General features: G+C 64.6%; 4 protein-coding genes. All 4 read left to right on the plus strand.

What is annotated here, in order from left to right:
• Window positions 1–110: 110 nt before the first annotated feature.
• The 4 genes from AU185_RS21815 to AU185_RS21835 all read left to right on the plus strand — a co-directional run bounded on the left by AU185_RS21815 (window position 111) and on the right by AU185_RS21835 (window position 20,484).
• Entirely contained in the window at window positions 111–1,244 is a 1,134-nt protein-coding gene (locus tag AU185_RS21815) for an acyltransferase family protein (protein WP_059098452.1), read from the plus strand.
• 223 nt (window positions 1,245–1,467) lie between these two features.
• Window positions 1,468–2,577 (plus strand): class I SAM-dependent methyltransferase, encoded by a 1,110-nt coding sequence (locus tag AU185_RS21820; RefSeq protein ID WP_059098219.1) that lies wholly within the window; start codon window positions 1,468–1,470, stop codon window positions 2,575–2,577.
• Between the two features lie 630 nt (window positions 2,578–3,207).
• Window positions 3,208–3,423 (plus strand): MbtH family protein, encoded by a 216-nt coding sequence (locus AU185_RS21825; protein ID WP_059098218.1) that lies wholly within the window; start codon window positions 3,208–3,210, stop codon window positions 3,421–3,423.
• 33 nt (window positions 3,424–3,456) lie between these two features.
• The gene (locus AU185_RS21835) at window positions 3,457–20,484 is read left to right on the plus strand and encodes a non-ribosomal peptide synthetase (RefSeq protein ID WP_082684022.1); all 17,028 of its coding nucleotides are present in this window, start codon (window positions 3,457–3,459) and stop codon (window positions 20,482–20,484) included.
• Window positions 20,485–20,487 lie beyond the last annotated feature (3 nt).

Consider the following 20,487-nt stretch of genomic DNA (forward strand, 5'->3'; position numbering starts at 1 on the left):
CGCTTTCCGTGTGCCGCCGAATTCGATCCTATTATCCAGAGCGAACCCTAGAGTTGCTGGCGTCGACGAAAGCGTTGACCGCCGGTCAAGCCGGCTCCGGACGGGGGCGCATGAAACTCGGGCAAGTGTTCGATCCGCGGAACAACGCACTCAATGCCTGGCGGCTGACGTTGGCGTTGGGGGTGATCCTGTGGCACACCTACCCGCTCACCGGCCGGACAATCTCGTACGAGCCGCTTCACCAGTTGCTGAGGGACGCATGGGTCGACGGGTTTTTCGCAATCTCGGGATTCCTCATCACGGCGAGTTGGTTCAACAACCCGCGTCTGCGCAGCTACTTCGCCGCTCGAAGTCTTCGCCTCCTGCCGGGCTTGTGGGTCTGCCTGATCTTCACGGCGTTCATCGTCGCCCCGATCGGTGTGGCGATGCAGGGCGGCGCGAGTTTACGGCTGCTGGTCTCCTCCGCGCCGTTCGAATTCGTACTGAAGAACAGTGCAGTGGCAATACTCCAGCCCAAGGTTGGCGCCACGCCGTCGGGAGTCCCGTGGCCGAACGGGTGGAACGGCTCCCTTTGGACCCTCCAGTGGGAGCTCTTCTGCTACATCGGGATCGCAGCCCTCGGCGTACTCGGGCTTCTCACTCGCCGCTGGGTCATTCCAGCGGCGATGGCTGTTGCGCTGTTGGCGTCAGCGCTGGCGCCGGCTTGGGCAATGTCCTTGCTCGAAGAACCTCAAGACTCGCAGCAACAGATCGATCCCAAGACTGCCATGCTGGTAGTGGGCGCCATCGCTGCGCGCTTCGCCGCCATGTTCTTGGCCGGCGCCCTGCTGTACCAACTTCGGGACGTGATTCCTGCTCGATGGTCGCTCGTCGCGCTGTGCGCGGCCCTCGTGCTCGCGGCGAGTCTGATGCCGAATTACCGTGTGATCGGCGCTATTCCGTTGGCTTACGCGATCATCGTCTCCGGTGCCCTCCTTCACAACAAGCGGTTGCGGTTGCGCACGGATCTCTCATACGGCGTATACATCTACGCATTTCCTGTCCAGCAGCTATTGGTCATCGGCGGGCTGGGCAATTTGAATCCCTTCGTGTTTGCGATCATTGCGGCCATCGCCACGTTGCCGCTTGCCGTGCTGAGTTGGTTTCTGGTCGAGAAACCTGCGTTGTCTCTGAAATCTCGTTTCAAACGAAGGAGCGCCGCCCCGGCAGATGCTTATCAGCCTGTTGGAGAGGGTTCCAAGTAAGCGGGGATCGACCGCCATTCCAACTAGACGCGTGGACGGTTGGTATCTTGGCAAAGCCGATGAGCCATCGTCGTCGCCTCCGGAAGCGTCTGGCTCCTAGGTTGACCGAGGAGTTACGGGGAGAGCGGGATTGAGCGAGCCATCAAATCAGCGATTCAAGGCCAATGAGCGCAAGCGCGATACGCATCCGACGCAGACTGACCGAGAACTTGGAGGTGGACCGGTGACGGCAGCCGATAAGCGGCCCGTCGATCGCACGAACCTTCATCGCACGTGGAGGGTGATCCTCGTCGGCATCGGGCTTCTGGTGGCCGTTGCTTGCTACTTCTTCTTTCCTATTTTCTTGATCGCGATCGGCTGCCTTCTGGTGGTGCTCTTCTGCGCTCGCTTGGCCTATCGAGATCGCGACCGATTCATCCCGAACTTGTACACCGGTGACACCAAGGTCTACGACGACGCTTATCGGGGCTTCATCCGCAACACGCTGTCGGATATTCGCCAGCGCAAAATTCGGGGCCACACGCTGTTGTGGGAAGCATCGCAGTTGGTGCCGACACGTCCCGGACAGTCTGACGAACTGGTTCTCGATCTCGGCGTATGGATCGGCTGGTCGACAAGGCTGACGTCCGAAGCTTGCCGCCGCAAGGTCTATGGCTTCGACACCTTTTCTGGTTTGGTCGAAGACTGGCAACTCGAGAATCAAGTCGTCAAACGTGGAACTTTTTCGCTCTCAGAACCATTGGCGCAGGGTGCGCTGCGATTGACCGGCGTGAAGCTGCAAGACGACGGCACGCCATCTACCCTCGGCCGCAACGTGCAGTTCATCAAGGGCAGCACCTATGAAACATTGGCTCCTTTCTTGGCCGAGCACCCAGGCGCGCCAATCCGGCTTTTTCACATGGATTTGGATACCTACGAGAGTTGCCTGCACGCCTTAGAAACCTGCAAAGATCACTTCGTCGAGGGATCCATCCTGGTTTTTGACGAATACCTGGTCACCAGCGGAGAAATGCGCGCATTTCACGAATTCCAGAGCCGGTACGAGTTGGAATGGCGTTATCGGGCGTGGGGGCTCGAGATAATGGAAATGAATCTCGAGATGATTGTTTCTCCATGGAAGCGCCCGATGTATTACCTCCTGTGGATAGCAATGCATTGGCTCATCGGTGACGGCCGTTACGTGTGGCGATTCTTTGAACGGCCGTTCTGGCGATTCTGGCTGGGCGCCCCAGTGGGCGACATCGCGTTCATGCTCGGCGCCGCAGGACAACGAAAGTCCGTGAGTCTCGAGATCACGGGTCTCGGCAAGCTCGACCCCACTCGAAGAGTGTGACCGGTTGGCGATGACGGCCAACCCTGCGCCTAGCGCGGAAAAATAACTCAGCCGAATCGAAAACGGCAGTCCGCCCGATGTGTGGCGGATCTGCGCAGGCGTCGGCTCACGGAAGCAGCGAGCTGACAGGAGCCTCGCCGAATCCGTCCCACGGCGGCCGCGCCGATGTCTGTGTCACTGTATTTGAATTGAACTACCAGCGAACGGTTCGTTACGAGGACGTTGCGATCGTCGCAAGCGGTCGCCGATGAATGATTTCATTCGAATTTATGAGGTCGATGAAGACATCATCGCTCGTCAAATACCCAGTTGCGGCGTGGAGCCACAGTTTGGCATGACTAGCGCGGTCAAGGTATTGTTCGCTCTGGGCGTCGGGGAAACGTTCGTCTAGCTCGGAGGGCCCGCGCCTGTTCAAAAGCAAAAAGCGATAATTTCGTGTGCATCGTCGCAGGTCAGAGGATCGGGAGCCGCCATTGTTCGACTCCGTAGTCTCGGATCCACTGCAGAACTGCTTAGGGGAGCCACGTTGGAAGACCCGCTAGAAACTTTGCCGATCTTGGTACCGGCCCGGATGGGCCGGCAGTAAGGTTTGAACGGCTTCACTGACGTCGACTATCAGTCTGGAGGACTGTGAGCACCAATCCGTTCGATGACGACAAGGGCAGTTTCCTCGTTCTGGTGAACGACGAGGAGCAACACAGTCTGTGGCCGACTTTTGCCGATGTTCCAGCCGGCTGGCGGGTGGTTTACGGCGAAGCGGACCGCGGCGCTTGTCTGGACTACATCGAACAGAATTGGACCGACATACGACCGAAGAGCCTTCGCGAGCGGCTCTCAGCGGGCTGAGGTCCAGATAAAGCCAGAGTATGAGGGAGTCCGATGGAGTTCGCTGACGGGGCGCTTCCGCTAACCCGCGGACAGCTGGACATCTGGCTTGCGCAGGAAACCGGCGAATTCGACCCGGAGTGGCACATCGTCGCGTTCGACATAATCGAGGGCGCAATAGAGCCGGACGTGCTCGAACAGGCGATTCGCCTTGCCTTGGTAGAAGCCGAGCCGATCAGGGCCGTGTTTTACGAGGTGGATGGTCGGGTCTTGCAGCGGCCCGTCGACAACCCCGATGTCGAACTTCCTGTCCACGATCTCACGCACTTACAGAATCCCGTGCAGGAGGCGTACCGACTGGCCGAATTGATCCGGTCGACGCCAATGCCCGCGACTGGGCCGCTATTCAAATTTGCGTTATTCCGGACGCGGCCCGACCAATTCTACTGGTTCGTGTGCTTACATCACCTGGTCGCCGATGGATTCGGTGGCATTCTTTTCGCCAATCGGGTTGCCGCCGTCTATTCTTCGCTCATTTCCGGCACGCCGGTACCGCCTCCATTTTTTGGCTCCTTAAAGGATCTGGTTTCGTGGGAAACTGAATACGAAGCGTCTGAGGAATATTCCAAAGACTTGGCGTATTGGAGCAAAAATCTTCCACCCGAAACTCCGCAATACCTGACGGATGCGGACGAAGGCGGTTCATGCACGGTTTCTGAATCAGTTCAATTGGACCCGTCGGTTGTCCAACGGGTCCATGAGTTATCCGACTCTTTGGGCATGCGCCGGTCATCGGTGATCACCGCCGCCTGCGCGTTGTTGGTGCGTGGGTGGCGCGCCGAGGGCTCGCAAGTGGTGCTTGATTTCCCGGTCAATCGGCGGACAAGTCCGGAGTCCTTCACGTTTCCCGCGATGGTTTCCGGGATCGTGCCGTTGGTTCTGACCGTTTCACCCGGCTCGTCGGTCGCTGCATTTTGTGAGTATGTCGACGCCCGGATCCGCGAGGCGGTGCAACACCAGCGTTTCCCGGTTCATGCCCTCGAGCGCAAGGCAAACGCGGGCGGCCCGAGGAAGTCGCCCCAGCGGGTGGGTATCAACTTCATTCCTTCGCTGACTGCGGTGCCTTTTGCTGACGCACCTGCATCGGGTTCGGTTACGCGATTTGGCCGCGTCGATTACTTCGGGTTGTTCTTCTTGAGCGCCGGTGGCCAGATCCATCTGCATTCGGTGAGTTCTGGGCAGCCGTTCGCGAACCTCGGCGTCGCGGACCTGGCGGCGCGGTTGCAACAGATCTTGATGGCGATGACGACGGATCCCGCAGGAGCGATCTCGTTGATCGACGTCGTCGACGAGGCCGAGCATGCGCAACTGAACGGCTGGGGCAACGAGGCGGGACTGGTCCGTTCGGCGGCGAGGCCGGTCTCGATTCCGGAGATGTTCGCCGCGCGGGTTGCGGAAGCCCCTGAGGCAGTGGCTGTCACCTGCCAGGATTCTGTATTGACCTACCGTGAGTTGGACGAAGCCACGGACCGCTTGGCCCACCTTTTGGCCGTTCGAGGTGCGGGGCCGGGGCAATCGGTAGCGATTCTGTTTCCCCGCTCCATCGAAGCGATCGTGGCGATCCTTGCGGTGCTCAAGACCGGCGCTGCCTATCTGCCGATCGATCCCGCACACCCCGAAGCGCGGATCAGCTTCATGCTCGAGGACGCCGCACCGATCGCCGCCGTCACGACAGCCGATCTGCGGTCGCGGCTCGACGAGCACGAGCTGCTCGTCATCGACATCAATGAGGCCGGAGCAGACTCTCAAGCCACCTTTGTGCTGCCGCCGCCGAGCCCGGACAACATCGCCTACTTCATCTACACCTCCGGCACCACCGGGGTGCCCAAAGGGGTGGCGATCACCCACCACAACGTCATCCAGCTGTTCGAATGCTTAGAGACCGACCTGGACCTGGCGCCGAAACAGGTGTGGTCGCAATGGCATTCGCTGGCGTTCGACGTCTCGGTGTGGGAGATCTTCGGCGCACTGCTACGTGGCGGACGGCTGGCGATCGTGCCCGAATCGGTGGTCCGCTCACCGGAAGACTTCCTCGCGCTGCTGGTCCGCGAACGTGTCACCGTCTTGAGCCAGACCCCCTCGGCCTTCTACGCGTTGCAAACCGCCGATGCGCTGGCACACGAACTGGGCCAGCAGCTCGAACTCGAGGCAGTGGTCTTTGCCGGCGAAGCGCTTGAACCGCAACGTCTTCGGAGCTGGCTGAACAATCACCCAGAGTCACCGCGGCTGATCAACATGTACGGCACCACGGAGACGACGGTGCACGCGTCGGTTCGGGAGATATGCGAGAGCGACGCCGACCGCCATGTCAGCCCTATCGGGGTGCCGTTGACCAATCTTGCGTTTTTCGTGCTCGACGCGTGGTTGCGTCCGGCGCCCGTCGGTGTGGTCGGCGAGTTGTACGTGGCCGGCGCCGGGCTGGGTGCCGGGTATTGGCGTCGCGGCCCGTTGACGGCGTCGCGTTTCGTCGCGTCACCGTTCGGAACTCCCGGCGCGCGGATGTATCGCACGGGGGACCTCGCCAGCTGGGGTGCCGACGGTCAACTGCAGTATCTGGGCCGCTCGGATGAGCAGGTCAAGATCCGCGGCTACCGCATCGAACTCGGCGAAGTGCGCGCAGCGCTGGCTGCCTTGGACGGGGTGGAGCAGGCGGTGGTCATCGCACGGGAGGACCGCCCCGGCGACAAGCGACTGGTGGGGTACTTCACCGGTGCAGCCGACCCAGCCGGAATACGCGGCCAGCTGACGGAGCGGCTGCCCGCCTACATGGTGCCAGCCGCCGTGGTGCTCCTCGACGCGCTGCCGTTGACGGTCAACGGCAAGCTCGACAAGCGCGCTCTCCCGGCACCCGAGTACATCGATGTCGATCACTACCGCGCCCCCGCCAACGAAGTCGAGGAAATCCTGGCGGGCATCTACGCACACGTGCTCGGTGTCGAGCAGGTCGGCGTCGACGACTCGTTCTTCGAGCTCGGCGGCGACAGCATCTTGTCGATGCAGGTGGTGGCGCGCGCACGTGCCGCCGGTGTGCTGTTCCGGCCCCGCGATGTGTTCGCCGAGCAGACTGTGGCCCGGCTGGCCGCAGTGGCCAAAGAGGCCGATGCTGCCAGCGGCGTCATCGATGAGGGTGTCGGTCCGGTGGACTCGACGCCGATCATGTCGTGGCTGCACAGCGTCGACGGACCAGTGGAGCAGTTCAACCAGACGGTGTTGTTACAGGCTCCGGCGGGGATCAGCCAATCCGACGTGCTCGTGCTCTTGCAGGCGTTGCTTGACCGGCATGCCATGCTGCGGCTCCGCGTCGAAGACGACGGCGCCGCGGGCTGGTCGTTGCTGGCGCCCGGAGCGGGGTCGGTAGACGCTTCGCGGGTACTGCAATCGGTCGAGGTGCTGTCCGAAGAGGCTTTGCTCGAGGCGCGGTCACGGCTGAACCCGGCGGCGGGTTCAATGCTGAGCGCGCTGTGGGCGAATTCCACGAATCAGCTCGTGTTGATCATCCACCATCTCGCTGTCGATGGCGTGTCATGGCGAATCCTCTTGGAAGACCTGAATACCGCCTGGGCGCAACTGCGCGGGGGCCGGCCGCTGGCCTTGCCGACGTCGGGTACGTCGTTCGCCCGCTGGGCGGCGCTGCTGGCAGAACACGCCCACCACCCCGATGTGGTGGCCACCGCGCCGGCGTGGCAACACGTGGCGTCGGCGCCGGCGCTGTTGCCTGCGGTGAGACCAGCAGTGGACACCTATGAAACCGCTGAATCGTTGTCGGTGACCCTGAATGCCGAGACGACCCGGATGCTTCTGAGTGAGGTGCCTGCGGCGTTCAATGCCGGGGTTCACGACATTCTGTTGATCGCATTCGGTTTAGCGGTGGCGGAGTTCCTGGATGCCGCCGGCTCAGCTCCGATCGGCATCGACGTCGAGGGTCACGGACGCAACGAGGACCTGGCAGACGATATCGACCTGTCGCATACCGTCGGGTGGTTCACCACCAAATATCCCGTGTCGCTGAGGGTTGAAGCACTCGACTGGGCACAGGTGATCGCCGGAGAGGCGGCGGTGGGTGCACTGGTCAAGGACGCCAAGGAACAGCTGCGGGCCCTGCCCGACGATCTGACCTACGGGCTTCTGCGTTACCTGAACAACCACGTCGATCTGGCCGTGGCAGACCCGCCGATCGGATTCAATTACTTGGGACGCCTTGGCCCCGTGGGTGATTCCGCCTCTCACGATGATGCGTGGCAGATTCGCCCGGACGGATTGTCGCTGTCCGGCACGATGGCGTCTATCCCGATGCCGTTGATGCACACCGTCGAGCTGAACGCCAGCACCATCGACACCGAGGCGGGCCCACAGTTGCACGCCACCTGGACGTGGGCGCCGTCAGCGCTGGACCGCGACCGGGTAAGTCGGTTGAGCCGGTTGTGGTTTGAAGCGCTGGGCGGGATCTGCACGCATGTCGGCAACGGCGGCGGCGGCTTGACCCCGTCCGACATCGACCCGGCTCGACTCCGTCAACAACAGATCGACGAGCTACAGAAGCGATTCCGAGTCGCCGATATCCTGCCGCTCACACCTCTGCAGCAGGGCTTGCTGTTTCACGCGATCACCGCGGCAGGCACTGACGACCACGTGTATGGCATGCAGCTGGACATCACTTTGGCCGGCCCGCTGGATGCCGAGCGGTTACGCGATGCGGTGCACGCTGTGGCCACCCGGCATCCGAACCTGGTGGCGCGGTTCGTCGATCGGTTCAGCGAGCCGGTGCAGATCATTCCGGCGGATCCGGCAGTGCCCTGGCAAAATCTGGATCTCCGTGCCGCAGGCGACGCCGACGAGCAGATTCACCGTTTGTGCGCCGCCGAACGCGCCGCCGTCTGCGACCTGGCCGAGCAGCCGCCGTTCCGGGCGGCATTGATCCGTACCGGAGACCAACAGCACCGGTTCGTGCTGACCAATCATCACATCGTGCTCGACGGCTGGTCGCTTCCGATTCTCCTGCAAGAGATCTTCGCCGGCTACCACGGACAGCGCCTGCCGGCGGCGGTTCCTTATCGGAAGTTCGTCAGCTGGCTGGCGGAAAGAGATGTCGACGCCGCCGAATCTGCTTGGCGTGAAGCGTTCGACGGTTACGACACTCCGACACTGGTGGGGCCGCAGGGCCGTGGGCTGGGCCGACGAAGCGTGGTTTCGGCTCGGGTCGCAGAAGACGTCACCCGAGCGGTGAATGAGCTGGCACGTTCACGCCACACCACGGTCAACACCGTTCTGCAGGCGGCGTTCGGCCAGTTGCTCACCCAAATGACCGGGCAACACGACGTCGCTTTCGGGACAACGGTTTCCGGGCGACCGACCGAGGTGGTCGGTGCGGAATCGATGGTCGGGTTGATGATCAACACGGTGCCGGTCCGAACGCGCGTCACGTCGGCGACCACTACCGCCGACCTGCTGGACGAGCTGCACGCGGCCTACAACCACACCCTCGAGCATCAGTACCTCGCGTTGAGTGACATTCACCGCGTCACCGGACACGAGCAGCTGTTTGACACCCTTTTCGTCTACGAGAACTACCCCCTCGACTCCGCCGCGTTCTCGAGCATCGAGGGCCTTTCCATCTCCGAATTCGTCAGCCGCGAATACAATCACTATCCGCTTGCGGTGCAAGCCATTCCGGGCAACGAATTGGGTCTTCGCATCGAATTCGACACCGAAGTGTTCGACGCCCGAGGCGTCGAAACGCTGATCGAGCGGTTCGAACGGATGCTGTCGGCGATGACCGCTGATCCCGCGCGGCGGCTGTCGTCGATCGACGTGCTCGACGACACCGAACTCACCCGTCTGGGTGAGTGGGGAAATCGGGTGGTGTTGAGCGAGCCGATCGCCAGGTCGGTCTCGATTCCGGCGTTGTTCGCCGCGCAGGTGGCGCGCGGCCCGGAGGCCACTGCGCTGACTTTCGATGGCCGGTCGCTGACCTACCGGCAGCTCGACGAATCGGCGAACCGATTGGCGCACTTGCTGGCCCGCCATGGCGCACGGCCCGGTGAGCGTGTGGCCTTGCTGTTGCCGCGGTCGGCCGAGGCGATCGTGACGATCCTGGCGGTACTCAAGACCGGCGCGGCCTACCTCCCCATCGATCCCGCGCACCCCGAAGCGCGGATCAGCTTCATGCTCGAGGACGCCGCACCGATCGCCGCCGTCACGACAACGGATCTGCGGTCACGGCTGGACGGCCGTGGCCTGCTGATCATCGATATCGATGACCCCGCGGTCGACGACCAACCAAGCACCGGCCTGGCGGCGCCGAGTCCCGACGAGATCGCCTACCTGATATACACCTCGGGCACCACCGGTACGCCGAAGGGCGTGGCGATCACCCACCGCAATGTGATCCAGCTTCTGGACGCCGTGGATTCCGACCTCGAACTCGCGGGACAGGTGTGGTCGCAATGGCATTCACTGGCCTTCGACGTCTCGGTGTGGGAAATCTGGGGTGCGCTGCTACGTGGCGGACGGCTGGCCGTCGTGCCCGAATCGGTGGTCCGCTCTCCCGAAGACTTCCTCGCGCTGCTGGTGACCGAACAGGTCAGCATCTTGAGCCAGACGCCCTCGGCGTTCTATGCGCTGCAGACCGGCATTGCGCTACAGCCGGAGCTGGGACAGCAGTTGAAGCTCCAAGCTGTGGTGTTCGCCGGCGAAGCACTTGAACCGCAACGTCTTCGGGCGTGGCTGGAGAATCATCCTGGGACGCCGCGCCTGATCAACATGTATGGCACTACGGAGACGACGGTGCACGCCTCGTTCCGCGAGATCGTCGAAGCCGATGCCGACAAAGCTGTCAGCCCTGTCGGTGTGCCGTTGGACCATCTCGCGTTCTTTGTGCTCGATGGGTGGTTGCGCCCAGCGCCCGTCGGTGTGGTCGGTGAGTTGTATGTGGCCGGTGCGGGGCTGGGAGCCGGGTATTGGCGTCGCGGTCCGTTGACGGCGTCGCGGTTCGTGGCATCTCCGTCCGGCTGCGCCGGGACGCCGGGACAACGCATGTATCGAACCGGAGATCTGGCCTGCTGGGGCGATGACGGGCAGCTGCAGTATCTGGGCCGCTCCGATGAGCAGGTCAAGATCCGCGGCTACCGCATCGAACTCGGTGAAGTTCAGGCCGCGCTGGCCGCGCAGGACGGAGTGAAGCAGGCGGTGGTGATCGCCCGCGAGGACCGGCCCGGCGACAAGCGCCTGGTGGGATATGTCACCGAATCGGTGGACGCGGCGTTGGACCCGTCCGCAGTCCGCGCCGCACTGGGCGAACGGCTGCCGAGCTACATGGTGCCGGCGGCGGTGGTGGTGCTCGACGCGTTGCCGCTGACGGTCAACGGCAAACTCGACAGGCGCGCATTGCCGGCACCGGAGTTCAGCGGCGTGGATCGGTATCGTCCTCCGGCGACCGCGGTCGAGGAGCTCCTGGCCGGTATCTACGCCCAGGTGCTCGGCGTGGAGCGGGTCGGTGTGGACGACTCGTTCTTCGACCTGGGCGGGGATTCCCTGTCGGCGATGCGCTTGGTCGCCGCCATCAACAACGGCCTCGACGCCGATCTTTCAGTGCGCGCCATCTTCGAGGCGCCCACCGTTGCCCAGCTGGCTCCCCATATCGGTGCGGAAGGAGAGCGGCGGGCGCCGTTGGTGCCCATGGAGCGCCCCGCGGTGATTCCGTTGTCGTTCGCCCAGCAGCGGTTGTGGTTCCTTGGCCAGTTGCAGGGCCCATCGCCGATCTACAACATGGCGACGGCACTGCGCATCAGCGGAGAACTCGACGCGGACGCCTTGGGGCAGGCGCTGGCCGATGTGGTGGACCGCCATGAGAGCCTGCGCACACGGTTCCCCGCGACCGAACCCCAGCAACTGGTGGTGCCCGCCGAGCAAGCTGATTTCGGCTGGCAAGTGATCGATGCCCGCGACTGGCCGGCCGGGCGGCTCAACGACGCCATCGGCGAGGTCGCGCATCACCCGTTCGATCTGGCTGCCGAGATTCCTTTGCGAGCAACGCTTTTCCGCATCGCAGACGACGAGCATGTGCTCGCGATCGTGGTGCACCACATCGCCGCCGACGGCTGGTCGATCACCCCGCTGGCGCGTGATCTGAGTGTCGCTTACGGCAGTCGATGCGCCGGACGGATCCCTGGCTGGGCGCCGTTGCCGGTTCAGTACGTCGATTACACGCTGTGGCAGCGCGACGAGTTGGGTGATCTCGACGATCCGGACAGTGCCATCGCCGCACAGGCGTCCTACTGGGAGCAAACGCTGGCCGGGATGCCCGAACGCCTTGAGCTGCCGACTGATCGGCCCTATCCGCCGGTGGCCGACAACCGCGGCGCGCGGATCGCAGTCGACTGGCCGGCCGAGCTCCATGAGCGGATTGCCCGGGTGGCCCGCGAGCACGACGCGACCAGTTTCATGGTGGTGCAGGCCGCGTTGGCGGTGGTGTTGTCGAAGCTGAGCGGCAGTTCCGATGTGGCCGTTGGCTTCCCGGTTGCCGGGCGGCGCGATCCCGCCCTCGACCAGTTGGTCGGCTTTTTCGTCAACACCTTGGTGCTCCGGGTGGAGTTGACCGGTAACCCCACCGTCGCCGAGGTGCTGAGCCACGTGCGGACGCGCAGCGTCGCCGCCTATGAGCACCAGGACGTGCCGTTCGAGGTGCTGGTGGAGCGGCTCAACCCCATCCGCAATCTGACCCACCACCCGTTGGTTCAGGTGATGTTGGCTTGGCAGAACAACCAACCCGCGGCGCTGGCCCTCGGCGATCTGCAAGCGACCCCGATTCCAGTCGACGTGCGCACCGTACGAATGGATCTGGCGTTCACGCTGGCCGAGCGGTGGAGCGAGGACGGGTCACTCGCCGGGATCGGCGGCGAGGTGGAATTCCGCACCGATGTTTTCGACGCGGCCAGCATCGAGGCGCTGGTCGAGCGGTTACGGCGGGTGCTGGTGGCGATCACCGCCGACCCAACCCGGCGGCTCTCTTCGGTGGACCTTCTCGATGGCGGTGAGCGCGCCCTGCTCGATGGATGGGCGAACCGCGCGGTGATGAACCGTCCGGTGAGCGCGCCGATGTCGATTCCGGATCTGTTCGGCGACCAGGTGTCGCGGGCGCCTGAGGCGGTGGCGATCAGTGGCGGTGGCGTCGAGTTGACGTACCGCGAAGTGGATGTGGCCTCTGATCGGTTGGCTCGTCTGTTGGTCGGCCATGGGGTGGGACCGGGCGACTCGGTGGCGCTGTTGTTGCCGCGGTCGGCGTCGGCTGTGGTGGCGATGCTGGGGGTGGTCAAGGCCGGGGCCGCCTATGTGCCGATTGATGCGGGGGTGCCCCCGGCGCGCATCGAGTTCGTGGTGGGCGATGCCGCGCCGGCGGCGGTGATCACCACCGCCGGACTGCGCTCACAGCTCGACGGGTTCGACGTGGCGGTCATCGATATCGACGCTCTCGCTGTTGGTTCTGCGCCCGAGATCAGTTTGCCGACGCCGGCTGCCGATGATGTGGCGTACGTGATTTACACGTCGGGGACTACGGGTGTGCCCAAAGGGGTGGCGGTCTCTCATCGCAATGTGACGCAGTTGTTGGCGAGTTTGGATGCGGGATTGCCGGCGGCTGGGGTGTGGCCGCTGTGTCATTCGTTGGCTTTTGACGTCTCTGTGTGGGAGATCTTTGGCGCGTTGCTTCGCGGTGGGCGTTTGGTGGTGGTGCCTGAAGAGGTGACCGCGTCGCCGCAGGACTTCCAAGAAATGTTGGTCGGCGAGGGGGTCAGTGTGCTGACCCAGACCCCGTCGGCGGTCAAGATGCTCTCCGCGCAGCGGTTGGCCGGCACGGCGTTGGTGATGGCCGGTGAGGCCTGTCCGCCAGAGGTGGTGGATCGGTGGGCGCCGGGGCGGCTGATGCTCAACGCCTACGGTCCGACCGAGACCACGATGTGTGTGGCGATCAGCGCTCCGCTCGCGGCCGGATCGGGCGTGGTGCCGATCGGGTCGCCGGTGTCGGGTGCGGCGTTGTTTGTGCTGGACGGGTTGTTGCGCCAGGTGCCGGCGGGGGTGGCCGGGGAATTGTATGTGGCCGGCGCCGGAGTCGGTGTGGGTTACGTGCGCCGAGGCGGGTTGACGGCGTCGCGGTTTGTGGCCTGCCCGTTCGGCGGTGCGGGGAAGCGGATGTATCGGACCGGGGATCTGGTGCGCTGGGGCGCGGATGGGCAATTGCAGTATCTGGGCCGCATCGATGAGCAGGTCAAGATCCGCGGCTACCGCATCGAACTCGGCGAAATTCAGGCCGCGGTGGCTTCGCTTGATGGGGTAGCCGAGGCGGCGGTGATCGCGCGGGAAGACCGCCCCGGCGACAAGCGTCTGGTGGCCTACATAACTGGCACCGCCAATCCGAGTACGGTGCGCGCTGCGCTTGCTGAGCGGCTGCCCGGCTATATGGTGCCTGCGGCGGTGGTGATGCTCGAGGCGTTGCCGTTGACGGTCAACAACAAGCTCGACACCCGCGCGCTGCCCGCCCCGGCGTACAGCGACACCGACCAGTACCGCGCCCCCACCACCGCGGTCGAAGAACTGCTGGCCGGTATTTACGCCCAGGTCCTCGATGTCGAACGCGTCGGCATCGACGACTCCTTCTTCGATCTCGGCGGCGATTCCCTATCGGCGATGCGCCTGATCGCCGCAGTCAACAGCAGTCTCGATGGCGACTTGTCGGTGCGGACCGTGTTCGAGGCGCCGACGGTGGCTCAGTTGGCCCCCCGCATCGGTGCGGATTCCGCCCGGCTCGAACCCTTGAAGCCAGTGGAACGTCCGACGGAAGTTCCGTTGTCGTTCGCTCAGAAGCGGTTGTGGTTCCTCGACCAATTGCAGGGTCCCTCAGCGATTTACAACATGGCGGTGGCACTGCAGCTCCGCGGTCGCCTTGACGTCGAGGCGTTGCGCCAAGCGCTCACCGACGTGGTCGCCCGTCACGAGAGCCTGCGCACCCTGTTCGCGATGGTCGACGGGGCGCCCCAGCAGCTGGTGTTGCCGGCCGAGCAGGCCGACTTGGCTTGGCAGGTAATCGATGCCACCGGCTGGTCGACGGACGAGTTGCGCGAGGCGGTCAACGTCGCGGCTTCCTACACCTTCAACCTGGCCTCCGAAATCCCCATGCGGGCACAGCTTTTCCGGGTCGCCGATGACGAGCATGTGGCGGTGGCGGTCGTGCACCACATTGCCGCCGACGGTTGGTCCATCGCGCCGCTGATGCGGGATCTCGGAGTGGCCTATGCCAGCCGGAGTGAGGGGCACGACCCCAACTGGGCGCCGTTGCCGGTGCAGTATGTCGACTACACGCTGTGGCAACGCGACCAGTTCGGTGACCTCGACGATCCGGACAGCCGCATCGCCGGCCAGTTGGCGTTCTGGGATGACGCGTTGGCGGGATTGCCCGAACGCCTGCAGTTGCCGACCGACCGGCCCTACCCGGCTGTCGCCGATCATCGCGGCGACCGGGTGGCCGTGGATTGGCCCGCCGAACTGCAGGACCGGGTCGCTGCGGTGGCCCGTGAGCACCACACCACGAGCTTCATGGTGGTCCAGGCCGCCCTTGCGGCGCTGTTGTCGAAAGTCAGTGCCAGCACCGATGTGGCCGTCGGGTTTCCAATCGCCGGGCGGCGCGACCCCGCACTCGATGAGTTGGTCGGCTTCTTCGTCAACACCTTGGTGCTGCGGGTCGATCTGGCCGGCGACCCCACCGTCGCCGAACTGCTGGAGCACGTTCGAACGCGAAGCCTGGCCGCCTACGAACACCAGGATGTGCCCTTCGAGGTACTGGTGGAGCGACTCAACCCCGTCCGAAGCCTCGCTCACTCCCCGCTGATCCAGGTGATGTTGTCCTGGCACTTCGCCGGGCAGTCGTTCGGTCCGACCTCCTCACTGGACTTGGGCGATCTGCAGATCAACTCGCTGCCGGCGGACACGAACACCGCCCGCATGGACCTGACATTCGGCCTGGCTGAACGCTGGACCGAGTCGGGCGAACCCGCCGGAATCGGCGGCGACGTGGAGTTCCGCACCGATGTGTTCGACGCGGCCAGCATCGAGGTGCTGGTTGCGCGGCTACGGCTGGTACTGGAAGCGATAACGGCCGACCAGAGCGTCCGCTTGTCGACGGTGGATGTTCTCGATGCCGGGGAGCATGCCCAGTTGTTCGGGTGGGGCAATCGGGCCGCGTTGACCGAGCAGCCGTCGGTTTCGGAGTCGATTCCCGCACTCTTCGCCGGTCAAGTCGCGCGGTCACCGGAGGCGGTGGCGGTGTCGGGTGACGGTCGCTCGTTGACCTACGCCGAGTTGGATGCGGCGTCGTCGAACCTGGCACGGGCGTTGACCGCCGCAGGTGTGGGTCGCGGTGACCGGGTGGGGTTGTTGTTGCCGCGGTCGGTCGATGCGGTCTTGGCGATGCTGGCGGTACTCAAGTGTGGTGCGGGATATGTGCCGATGGATCCGGCACATCCTGAGGCGCGCACCGAGTTTGTCCTGGGTGACGCCGCGCCGGTGGCAGTGGTCACGACCGCGGACCTGCGGTCGCGGGTGGACGGCCGTAGCGCAGTGGTCATCGACATCGCCGATGCGCCGTTGGATTCGAATTCCGTTGCTGAAGAATCCTTCTCGGCGGCGAGCCCCGAAGATCTGGCGTATGTGATCTATACGTCGGGAACTACGGGTGTGCCCAAGGGCGTTGCCGTTCCCCACCGCAACGTCGTGCAGCTGTTGGACACACTGGATGCCGATCTGGAGTTGGCGGGTCAGGCGTGGACGCAGTGTCATTCGTTGGCGTTCGACTTCTCGGTGTGGGAGATCTGGGGGGCGCTGCTGCGCGGCGGTCGGGTGGTGATCGTGCCCGACACGGTGGTGCGCTCCCCGGAAGAGCTGCTGGCGTTGCTGGTCAGTGAGCAGGTCGGCGTGTTGAGCCAGACCCCGTCGGCCTTCTATGCGCTGCAGGCTGCCAACGGTCTGCAGCCGGAGCTCGGCCAGCAGTTGAAGCTGCAGACGGTGGTTTTCGGTGGAGAGGCCTTGGAGCCCGCGCGGCTGGGGCCGTGGATGCAGTCGCATGCGGGCTCACCGCGGTTGATCAATATGTACGGAATCACCGAGACGACGGTCCATGCCTCGTTCAGGGAGATCACCGAGGCTGACATCGAGCGCGCGGTCAGCCCGATCGGTGTGCCGTTGACGCATTTGGGCTTTTTCGTTCTCGACGGCTCGTTACGTGCGGTACCCGCCGGTGTGGTCGGTGAGTTGTATGTCGCCGGCGGCGGATTGGCTCACGGCTATGTCGGGCGGGCAGGGCTCACCGCGTCGCGGTTTGTGGCGTGCCCGTTCGCGGGGGCCGGAGCGCGGATGTATCGCACCGGCGATTTGGTGCGTTGGGGCGCCGACGGGCAGTTGCAGTATGTCGGCCGCATCGACGAGCAGGTCAAGATCCGCGGATACCGCATCGAGTTGGGCGAGGTGCAGGCGACTCTCGCCGGACTGGACGGCGTGCAGCAGGCGGTCGTGATCGCGCGCGAGGACCGTCCCGGCGATAAGCGCCTGGTGGGGTATGCCACCGGAACGGTGGATGCGGCGGAGCTGCGTGCGGCGTTGGCGCAGCGGTTGCCCAGCTACATGGTGCCCGCGGCGGTGGTGGTGCTCGAGTCGTTGCCGTTGACGGTCAACGGCAAGCTGGACACGAGGGCGTTGCCGGCTCCGGAGTACAGCGATACGGATCGTTATCGCGCTCCCGCCACTGCGGTAGAAGAGGTCTTGGCCGGTATCTACGCCCAGGTGCTGGGGCTGGAGCGGGTCGGGGTCGACGAGTCGTTCTTCGAACTCGGCGGGGACAGCATTCTGTCGATGCAGGTGGTTTCGCGGGCCCGCGCCGCCGGGGTGCTGTGCCGTCCGCGCGATGTGTTCGTCGAGCAGACCGTGGCCAGGCTGGCCCGGGTGGCGCGCACGGCAGACGGGGCTGCTGCCGGTGTGATCGACGAGGGCGTCGGGCCGGTGGTGGGCACACCGATCGTGCGGTGGTTGCAGGAGGTCGACGGCCCGACCGGAGAGTTCAACCAGACGGTGGTCTTGCAGGCCCCCGACACGGCGGACCGGGGCGACGTCGTGGTGCTGGTGCAAGCGTTGCTGGATCGCCATGCCATGCTGCGGCTGCGGGTCGACGACGATGGGGCCGGCGGCTGGTCGTTGCAGGTGCCCGAGTCGGTCGAGGTGCGCGCGGATGAGTGCGTGCACGCCGTGGATGCGTTCTCGGACGCGGCCTTGGTGGCCGCGCGGTCGCGGCTGAACCCGACCGCGGGGAGGATGCTCAGCGCGCTGTGGGTCGCCTCCACGAGTCAGTTGGTGTTGATCGTGCACCACCTCGCGGTCGATGGCGTGTCCTGGCGAATCCTGTTGGAAGACATCAACTTCGCTTGGGCATCTCATCGTGCTGGGCGGCCGGTGGAATTGCCTGGGTCCGGAACTTCGTTTGCGCGGTGGTCGGCGCTGCTGGCCGAACACGCCCGCGACGAACAGGTCGTCGCTACCGCCGATGCGTGGCGACAGGTGGCGTCGGCGCCTGCGTTGTTGCCGGCGGTCGTGCCTTCGGTGGATACCTTCGCCAATGCGGGGAACCTGACGGTGCCGTTGGACACCGAGACCACCCGGTTGTTGCTCGGCGAGGTGCCCGCGGCGTTCCATGCCGGAATCAACGACATCTTGTTGATCGCATTGGGACTCGCGCTGGCCGAGTTCGTCGATGCCGATACCGCTCCGGTGGGCATCGACGTCGAAGGCCACGGCCGTCACGAGGAGCTGGGTGACGAGGTGGACCTGTCGCACACGGTGGGCTGGTTCACCACGAAATATCCGGTCGCGCTCAACGTGGGTGGACTGGACTGGGCCGAGGTGCGTGGCGGTGATCCCGGCCTGGGGGCGGTGCTCAAGGCCGCCAAAGAACAGCTGCGGGCCCTGCCCGACGGACTCACATATGGGCTGCTGCGGTATCTGAACCCGGAAGTGCAACTGCGCGACGAGGATCCGCGGGTCGGATTCAACTATCTCGGGCGCCTCGGTGCGGCCGCCGGCGAGCTTTCCGAGGATCTGTGGCGCCTGGCGCCCGACGGTTCGTCGGTCAGCGGTGTGGCCGCGGCGATCGCGATGCCGTTGATGCACACCTTGGAACTGAACGCTGCCACGGTCGACACCGCGACCGGTCCGCAGTTGCACGCGACCTGGACGTGGGCGCCTTCAGCGCTTGATCATGGGCAGGTCGATCGGTTGAGCCGGTTGTGGTTTGAAGCCCTGGCGGGCATCTGCGCCCACGTGCAACACGGCGGGGGCGGGTTGACACCGTCGGACATCGCACCGGCGCGGCTGAGCCAGGCCCAGATCGAAGCGCTGGCCCAACGCTACGACGTGGCTGACGTATTGCCGCTGACCTCGCTGCAACGGGGCTTGCTGTTCCACGCCTTGACTGCGGCGGGCGACGAGGACGACGTCTACGCCGTGCAACTGGACTTCACCGTCACCGGCCCCTTGGACGCCGAGCGGCTACATGACGCGGTGCAAACCGTCGTCAACCGGCACCCGAACCTGGCTGCTCGTTTCCACCACCACCTCGGCGACGAACCAGTACAAGTCATCCCGGCCAACCCTGAAATCTCTTGGCAATACCTTGATCTCAGTGGTGAAGCCGACGTCGATGAGCGAATTCAGCGCATGTGCGCCGCCGAGCGCGCCGAGGTCTACGATCTCGCAGAGCAGCCGGCCTTGCGTGCGGCGCTGGCCCGCACCGGCGAGGAGCGCCACCGGTTCGTGCTGACCAATCACCACATTGTGCTCGACGGCTGGTCGATGCCGATCCTGCTCGGGGAGATCTTCGCCACCTATTTCGGGCAGCGACTGCCCGCCTCGGTGCCCTACCGCAGGTTTGTCTCCTGGCTGGCCGAACGCGACGTCGAAGCCGCCCGGGCGGCCTGGCGTGAGGTGCTCGACGGCTTCGATACCCCCACGCTGGTCAGCCCACCCGACCGACTGGGCTTGGGCCCCAGGGACATCCGATCCTTCCGGGTTCCGGAAGACACCACCCGGGCGATGGCCGAGCTTGCGCGTTCGCGGCACATCACCGTGAACACTGTGCTGCAGGCAGCCTGGGCGCAGCTGCTGATGTGGCTGACCGGCCAGCACGATGTCGCGTTCGGCGCCGTGGTTTCAGGGAGGCCGGCAGAGGTCGCCGGTGCGGAGGCGATGGTGGGCCTGTCGATCAACACGGTGCCGGTGCGCGCCCGCATCGCGACCGAAACCACCACCGTCGAGTTGCTCGATCAGCTTCAAGGCGCGCTGGAGCAGACCTTTGAGCATCAGCACCTGGCGCTCAGCGACATTCACCGTGTCACCGGGCAGAACAGATTGTTCGACACCGTTTTCGTCTTCGAGAACTATCCGATCGACGCCGCCGGATTGTCGGGCGGCCACGATCTGGGTGTCGCTGGGTTCACCGTCCGCGACTACTACCACTACCCGCTCACGGTGCAAGCGGTGCCGGGCGACGAGCTGGATCTGCGCGTCCAGTTCCGCACCGACCGGTTCGACCCGGCCACCATCGAAACGCTGATGAGCCGGTTCACCCGGATATTGGCGGACATGACCGCCGATCCGACCCGACCGTTGTCGTCGATCGATTCGCTTGACGCCGGAGATCACCAGCAGCGCAGCGGATGGGAGAACCGGGCTGTGACGACCCCGTCGTCCGGTGGTTATCGCGCGCCGGTCGATCTGGCCGAGCAGCTTCTGGCAGACATCTTCGCGCAGGTGCTCGAGGCAGACCGGGTAGGGGCCGACGATTCGTTCTTCGACCTGGGCGGGGATTCACTTGCCGCGATGCGGGCGATCGCCGCGATCAACACGGCCTTCGATGTTCGCCTGCCGGTGAGCGCCCTGGTGGACGCGCCGTCGGTGAGAAGCTTGCGTCAGCGGTTGCCTGAAACACCGCGGTAGCGC

This window comes from Mycobacterium sp. GA-0227b (assembly GCF_001499855.1).
Lineage (GTDB): Bacteria > Actinomycetota > Actinomycetes > Mycobacteriales > Mycobacteriaceae > Mycobacterium.

Bases quoted from the DNA above. Each gene is read 5' to 3' on its own strand.
- AU185_RS21815 (WP_059098452.1), top strand. From the start codon at position 111: ATGAAACTCGGGCAAGTGTTCGATCCGCGGAACAACGCACTCAATGCC.
- AU185_RS21835 (WP_082684022.1), top strand. From the start codon at position 3,457: ATGGAGTTCGCTGACGGGGCGCTTCCGCTAACCCGCGGACAGCTGGAC.